The 8218-nt window shown below is 60.8% G+C and carries 2 protein-coding genes; both read left to right on the forward strand.

The genetic code is table 11. The features are described from left to right. Positions 1–2117: condensation domain-containing protein (locus H7C86_RS36150; protein ID WP_182263446.1), on the forward strand; the 2117-nt coding region annotated here is incomplete at its 5' end. A 417-nt stretch (positions 2118–2534) separates the two neighbouring features. After that, positions 2535–8218, forward strand: a 5684-nt coding sequence (locus H7C86_RS36155; protein WP_182263447.1) for a non-ribosomal peptide synthetase, incomplete at its 3' end; no start/stop codon positions are given.

Genomic DNA, 8218 nt, shown 5'->3' on the forward strand with positions numbered 1-8218 from the left:
TGTATCCGACGGATGCGGACGGCCCGTATCAGGTGGTCGTCCCGACCGCAGAAGCCGTGTCCGAACTCGTTGTCACACCGGTGGAAGGCGACGAGGCGATGCGCGACGCCGTCGTCGGCATGATGGCCCGCGGATTCGATGTCACCGCCGCTCCGCCGTCGCGAGTCGGACTCTTCGCACGTGAGTCGAACGATCATGTGTTCGTCATGGTCGTTCATCACATCACGGCCGACGGGGCTTCGATGGCGCCACTGTCGCGAGATGTGATGCAGGCCTATGTATCTCGCACGCAGGGTATGGCTCCGGAATTTTCACCTCTTGCAGTGCAGTATGCGGATTATGCCCTGTGGCAACGCGATGTCGTCGGAGAGGAAGACGATCCAGGCTCGGTCCTGTCGACTCAAATCGACTACTGGCGTCGCAACCTCGAGGGAATGTCGGACAAGATCGAACTCCCGAGCGATCGTCCGCGCCCGGCGGCGGCCTCGGGAGTGGGAGATTCGATCTCTGTTCCCGTCTCGGCCGATATCTATCGCGAAATGGTGGCGGGCGCTCGGAGTCGTCGCGCGACCGTCTTCATGTATGCGCATGCGGCATTGTCGGTTCTGATCTCGAAGTTGACGTCGTCCACCGACTTTGCAATCGGTACACCGATCGCGGGCCGAGGCGAGGAACAACTCGACGATCTGGTCGGCATGTTCGTGAACACGTTGCCCCTCCGTGCACAGATCGATTCGTCGATGACCTTCGGTGCTCTGCTCGAATCACTCCGTGACAAGGACATCGAGGCATTCTCCAATGCAGATGTTCCGTTCGAGCGGATTGTCGAGGTATCGGCGCCTGCACGTTCGTCCGCGTACAGTCCGCTGTTCCAGGTGGCCTTGTCGGTGGAGCCGTTGGGGGACGCGAAGTTCACGCTGCCAGGTTTGACGATCTCGGCTGTCGACGGCGGTGCGCCGGCTGCGAAGTTCGATCTCGAGCTGACACTCTCTACGCAGATCGCCGAGGATGGCGAAGTAGAGGCAGTCTTCGCGAACTGGACGTATGCGGTCGATCTGTTCGATCGCACCACCGTCGAGGCCTTCGCTGAGCGATTCGTCCGAGTTCTGTCCACGGTGACCGCGACACCCGACGTTCGTATCGGTGACATCGCGATCATGACCGAAGACGAACGCGCCGAGTTGTTGGTGGGTGCGCCGACCGCGGTGGCCGACACGGATGTGGAGGGAACAGTCGTCCGGCAGTCGATCACGCAATTGATCGCTGCCGTGGTAGAGGAGGACCCAGAGGCTCCCGCGATCGCGAGCGGAGAGGACGAAGTCAGCTACGCGACTCTCGACGCTCACTCGTCCAAGCTGGCCCGCGTCATCTCCGCTCGAGGTATCGGGGCACGCGATGTCGTCGTGATCGACATCGGCGACGACATCGACCGCGTTGTGGCAATCTGGGCCGCCGTGAAGACGGGGGCAGCTTTCTGCGTGCTGGACTCGGGGCTGGATCAGTCGGTCGTCGAACCATCACTTGCCGGCTCGAATTCGACGCTTTGGCTCGTGTCGGGTGTGAGCCCCTCTGACGGAACCCCGTCGACGCAGACCGGCAGGCTCTTCCTCGGTGCCCCGGCGATCGTGGACGAGTTGGCAGCTACATCTGCTCGCCCGTACTCCTACATCGATGCAGTCAGACCTGTCGAACAGGCGGATCCGGCCTACATTGTCGTTCGAGGCGACGGTTCGTCCATACACAGCGTGGATCATCACGCGCTCGGTGCGGTGATGGCACGGATGCAGACTGCGTACGGACTCGGATATGACTCCCGTGTGTATTCGGCAGCCGGAACTTCGGCGGAGAGCTTGGGGCTCGCGGTCCTGTCGGCAGCACTGTCGGGCGGTGCGTTTGTAGTCGGTGGAACTGAGGACCTGTCGGCATTCGTCGCTGACGAATGGGTTTCTCACCTCTTCGCCTCGAACGAAAGCGTTCGTGATCTGGATCAGTCCGAGACGCCGGATCTGCAGGCGATCATCGTCACGTGCAGCGACGGGATCCCTGCTGAGGCGACCGTCGACTCGAATGTGGCGATATACACACTCGACCTGCCTCAGAGCGAAATCCGCGAGTGAGGTGACCCCGTCCGAGCAGCGGCGTTGCTCGGACGGGATCCTTTCCACCGCCAACTACTATCAAGTGTCGGCCCCCGTCGGTAACAAATGAGTGACGGGGCCGATGAGGTATATATGGACACTTGGTCCCGAGCTTCGTCGTGCCCGAAAACAGGTGCGTTCGATGCGGTGAGGGATTGCAAGTGAACGACCGAGCGCAATGAAGGTGAGTTGTTTCATGCTCCGTGGAGTGTCTCTGAACGTCGTCCGAAAGCTCGGTGGAAGAGCATGAGCGCAGCGGAGTCGACTCCACGCAGGCCGGCTCGTCAGAGGCCGTCACGTACGCGACCGACGAAGGTGCGTTTGCTCCCGCAACTGTTGTCAGCGGCCGTCGAAATGGCACCGAACAACGTTGCGCTCAGGTTCGGCACGAGATCGATGACATATGGAGACCTCGATACGAGGTCCTCCAAGCTCGCACGGATCCTGATTTCGCGGGGACTCGGCCCCGAAGATCTTGTCGCGATCTCGATACCTCGCTCGATCGAATCGATCGTTGCGCTGTGGGCGGTCGCCAAAATCGGAGCCGGGTTCGTACCGGTGGATCCCGACTATCCCGAGCGTCGGGTGGCGCACATGCTGGACGACTCCGGTGTCACTTCGGGAATTACGGTGGCGAACAAACGGCCCCAGCTGTCGAATGCAATCGACTGGATCGTCCTCGATTCCGACGAAGCGTGCGCCCTGATCGACGACCGATCGGGTGAACCGATCACCTATGCCGATCGCGTTCGCACTTTGCGTGCGGACCATCCTGCGTACGTCATCTACACATCGGGGTCGACGGGCTTGCCCAAGGGTGTAGTGGTCACGCACGGCGGATTGGGAAACTTGCTGGCGGAGCAGGTCCGTGCGCTGGGTGCGTCCACGAAGTCTCGAGTTCTCCACTTCGCCACACCGAGTTTCGACACTTCTCTGTTCGAGCTGCTCTTGACTGTCGGTTCCGGCGCGACCATGGTCGTCGTCCCTTCCGACATATTCGGTGGTCCGGAACTCGAGGAACTCATCCGACGTGAGTCGGTGACACACGTCGTCGGCACTCCGTCTTTGTTGGCGTCGATCGATCCGACGGATCTTGATTCGGTTGAACTCGCACTGGTCGGTGGCGAGGTCTGCAAGCCGGAGTTGGTCGCCCGATGGTCGCCCGGGGTGAAATTCTTCAATGCCTACGGTCCGACGGAAACTACCATCGTCGTGACCGTCAGTGCAGAACTCCATGTCGGGCAGTCGGTTACGATCGGCGCTCCGTTTGCCGGCGTGACCGCCTATGTTCTCGACGCCCACCTCCAGCCAGTTCCTGTGGGCGTAGTGGGCGAACTGTACGTCGCGGGCCCGTCTCTTGCTCGGGGATACCTCGGCAAGCCCGCACTGACCTCCGAACGCTTCGTCGCCGATCCCTACGGCGCGCCCGGATCCAGGCTGTACCGAACCGGCGACCTCGTTCGCTGGGTACCAGGGTCGGCAGAGACGTCGACCCGGGACATCGAATACGTCGGTCGCGCAGACGATCAACTGAAAATCCGCGGATTTCGAATCGAACTGGGCGAAATCGATGCTGTGATGGCGAGTCATCCCGACATCGATTTCGTGGCAACCGACCCTCGCAGTACGGCCGATGGTGACGTCAGTCTCGTCTGCTATGTAAAGCCGCGCAACGGATCTTCCGCTGACGCCGATGTCCTGAACGCCTACGCACGCGAGATACTGCCGCGCCACATGGTGCCGAATACGTTTGTCGTCATCGATCACGTTCCGCTGACGCCGGCGGGAAAGCTCGACAGGCGCGCACTGCCCGATCCGGTTGCGGTGGAACGTGTCTACCGCGCTCCTTCAACGGATGCGGAGGCAAAGATCGCTGCAATTTTCGAAGAGATTCTCGGTGTCGAAGGAATTGGAATCGATGACGATTTCTTCGATCTCGGCGGCAATTCACTGGTCGCGGCACGAGTGGTCGGGCGGCTGACCGCCGTCTTCGAAACGCGTATCCAGGTGCGAACGTTGTTCGACGCCTCAACAGTTGCGGCGCTCGCACTCGAAATCGAATCCGGCGCCGGCGAGGAAGTGAAGCGGCCGCCGCTGGTTGCGGAAGGTCGGCCGCAGCGCATTCCGCTGTCGCTGGCTCAGCAACGGATGTGGTTCCTGAGCCGATTCGACGTGGGCTCACCCGTGAACAACATCCCCATCGCTCTCGAACTGAGTGGTGACCTCGATACCGCCGCTCTCGATCTGGCCGTGCGAGATCTCATCGCACGACACGAAGTGCTACGAACGGTGTACCCCGAGTACGAAGGCAGAGGGCACCAGAACGTACTCGCTGCGACCGACGTCGAATTGGACCTGACACCGCATGGCGTCGGTGAAGACGAACTTCGCGCGAGCATTTTCACCATGGTGCTCACCGGATTCGACGTCACCACCGAGGTCCCGATTCGTGCGCGCCTGTTCGACCGCGGCGCAGGAAACTTCGTCCTGGTGTTCGTCATTCATCACATCGCGGCCGACGGTTACTCGTTGGGGCCTTTGGTGCGCGATGTCATGACGGCCTACGAATCGAGGGTTCGCGGGCTGGCGCCGACGTGGGAAGCTCTCGAAGTTCAGTATGCCGACTACGCGCTCTGGCAACTACGAGTGCTGGGGTCCGAGTCGGATGAGAAGTCGATCATGGCTCGCCAAATAGGTTATTGGACTGAGATGCTCGCGGACTTGCCAGAGCTGGTGGAATTGCCACTGGATCGACCACGACCGCCGGTGGCATCGAATGCCGGTGGAGTGTTCGACTTCGCGATCGATTCAGACCTGCACCTCGCCTTGGCCCGACTGTCACGCGACAACGGTGTGTCGCTGTTCATGGTCGTGCACGCCGCCCTCGCACTACTTCTGTCGCGACTCTCCGGTTCGGGTGATGTTGCCGTCGGAACCCCGGTGTCCGGCAGAGGTGAACCCGCGCTCGACGACATCGTCGGAATGTTCGTCAATACACTGGTTCTTCGAACAACGATCAATCCGTCTGAAACCGTGTCCGACTTGCTCGAGGCTGTTCGAGACGTCGACCTCGGGGCCTTCGGCAACGCGGACGTACCGTTCGAGCGACTTGTAGAAGTACTGAACCCGGCTCGATCACAAGCCCATCATCCGCTCTTCCAGGTCGCGTTGTTCTTCCAGAACATGCCCGTCGACGAGTTGAACCTCAGCGGACTCACCGTCGCCGGTTGGGATACCGACGTTGCCGTCGCCAAGTTCGACCTTCAGTTGACGGCCAGTGAAATCACGGATTCTCACGGGGCGCCTGGTGGGTTGGCCATGTCGTGGCTGTACGCCACCGAACTCTTCGACATCGCCACTGTCGAATCCTTTGCCGGACGATTGATCAGGATCCTACGGTCCATCGTGGAGAACCAGGAAACCGCGGTCGGAGACCTGGAAATACTGGAAGACGACGAGGTCGAAGTTCTACTCGGTGATCAAGGCGATCGCCACGCCCTTGGTGCGGACGCGACCTTGGTTTCTCTGTTCCAGGATCAGGTCGCGCGTACCCCGAACGCGACAGCATTGACCTACGGTGACACCTCGCTGACATTCGCAGAGCTGAGCGGCAAGGTCAACAGACTCGCGCGATACCTTCTCACCGTTGGGGTCGGCCCTGAAAAGTGTGTGGCACTGGCTATTCGGCGATCCGAAGACCTGGTGGTCGGAATGTATGCCGTGCTGGTCGCAGGCGGCGCGTTTGTGCCGCTCGATCCCGATCATCCAGCCGATCGAATCAGCCATATCGTCGACACAGCAGATCCGGTATGTGTACTGACCACTCGCACTGACGGATTCACGCTGGCCGAGGGTGCGCCCGTCATCGCGGTGGACGACGTGGACCTCACGCGATTCGATTCGACGCCGATTCTTTCCGATGATCGCCAAGTGCCGCTGCGGGAGTCCGATACCGCGTACGTGATCTTCACTTCGGGTTCCACCGGTAAACCGAAGGGCGTCGCAGTAGAACATCGAGCGATCGTCAATCAAGTCGCATGGATGACGAATCGCTACCGAATCGGCCCGGACGACGTGTACCTGCAAAAGACGGCGACGACGTTCGACGTGTCGTTGTGGGGGTTCCTCGTCTCTGTTTCGGCCGGTGCTCACCTTGTGCTCGCGGCGCCGGACGGGCACCGTGATCCCGTCTACCTGAGTGAATTGATAGTGCGACACACAGTCACGTTGACGGATTTCGTTCCGTCGATGTTGACAGCGTTCGTGGCATCGGTGCCACCGGATGCTCTGCATTCACTGCGAGATGTGTTCGTGATCGGTGAGGCGTTGCCAGTTCACACGGCGCGAGGTTTCGCCGCTGTGGCCACAGCAGGGTTGCACAATCTCTACGGCCCCACCGAAGCTGCCGTCAGTATCACCGGCTACCAGGTGGACGGTTCGGAAGAACTGTCGGTGTCGATCGGTACACCCCAGTGGAATTCCGACTGCTACGTGCTGGATACCAGGCTGCATCCGGTGCCGGTAGGGGTACCGGGTGAGCTGTATCTCGCGGGAGCGCAACTGGCGCGTGGATATGTCGGTCGGCCAGACCTGTCGTCGGACAGATTCGTGGCAAACCCGTTCTCGGGCAACGGTAATCGCATGTATCGCACCGGTGATCTCGTTACCCGAGACGCCGGCGGTTCGCTGAACTATCTCAGGCGCATCGACTTCCAGGTCAAGTTTCGAGGGCAACGAATCGAACTGACCGAAATCGAAGGGGCGATTCTCGAAGTCGCCGGAGTTTCACAGGCGGTCGTCGCGGTGATCGACACCGCTACCGGCGATCGACTGGTCGCCTACATAGTGCCCGAACACGGGGTAGAGGTCGGAGATGTCGGACACCACCTGACAAGCGTACTTCCGGCGTACATGATCCCGGAAGCAGTTGTCGTGCTGACCGAGCTCCCACTGAATTCGAGTGGAAAGTTGGATCGCAAGGCCTTGCCGGCGCCCGCCTTCGCAATCCGCGAATTCAGAGTGCCGACGACGCCGATCGAAGAGATCGTCGCATCCGTCTTTGCCGAGGTCCTTGCGATCGAACGAGTAGGTCTGGACGACGACTTCTTCGAGCTGGGCGGAAACTCACTGGTGGCGACTCGGCTCGTCTCCCGATTGGGTTCCGCGCTGGGGTTCGTCGTACCTGTCCGGGACGTCTTCGAGGCTACGACCGTCCATGCACTCGCCGCTCGACTGAGCAACACCCGCAATCGTAGTGTCAGGCCGAAGCTCGCTGCGCGAGAGCGGCCGGACCGAATCCCGCTTTCCCTCGCGCAGCAGCGTATGTGGTTCCTCAACCGCTTGAATCCTGACTCGGCGGTGAACAACATTCCTGTGGCTGTACGGCTTTCCGGCTCACTCGATGTCGACGCCTTGAGGCTGGCAGTGTTCGACGTGATTGCACGGCACGAGGTCCTGCGCACCGTGTACCCGGAGGTCGACGGAGTCGGGTATCAGCGCGTCCTCGACCCTGCCGCTGTTGTCCCGGACATGACAGCGGTTGCTGTCGGTGCAGACGAGTTGGAGGGTCGGATCGCGGAGATACTCTCCGATGGGTTCGATGTGGTCTCGCAAGCGCCGCTGCGAGGGGTACTCCTGGAATTGGCTGCCGACGAACATGTGCTTGTTGTGGTTGTACATCACATTGCGGCAGACGGCTTTTCGATGGGACCGTTGACCCGAGACCTCATGGCTTCCTATGCTGCCCATACGTTGGGGCATGGAGGGTTGGCGCAACCTGCCCTCGAAGTTCAGTACGCGGACTTCACGCTCTGGCAGCGTGAGGTGCTCGGTTCGGAAGACGATGCGGAATCGATTCTCTCGCAACAAGTCGACTACTGGACACAGACTCTGTCGGATCTCCCTGCAGCTACGAACTTGCCCTTTGATCGTAAGCATCCGGCCGTTGCGTCGAACCGCGGAGCACGGCACGTCTTCACAGTCGGTGCGCACGTTCACGACGGCCTGAATCGAGTTGCCCGCGAACGTGATGCGTCGTTGTTCATGGTGGTGCATGCGGCGTTTGCGGTGTTGTTGGCTCG

Source organism: Rhodococcus sp. UFZ-B548 (assembly GCF_903819475.1).
GTDB classification, from domain to species: Bacteria; Actinomycetota; Actinomycetes; order Mycobacteriales; family Mycobacteriaceae; genus Rhodococcus_F; species Rhodococcus_F erythropolis.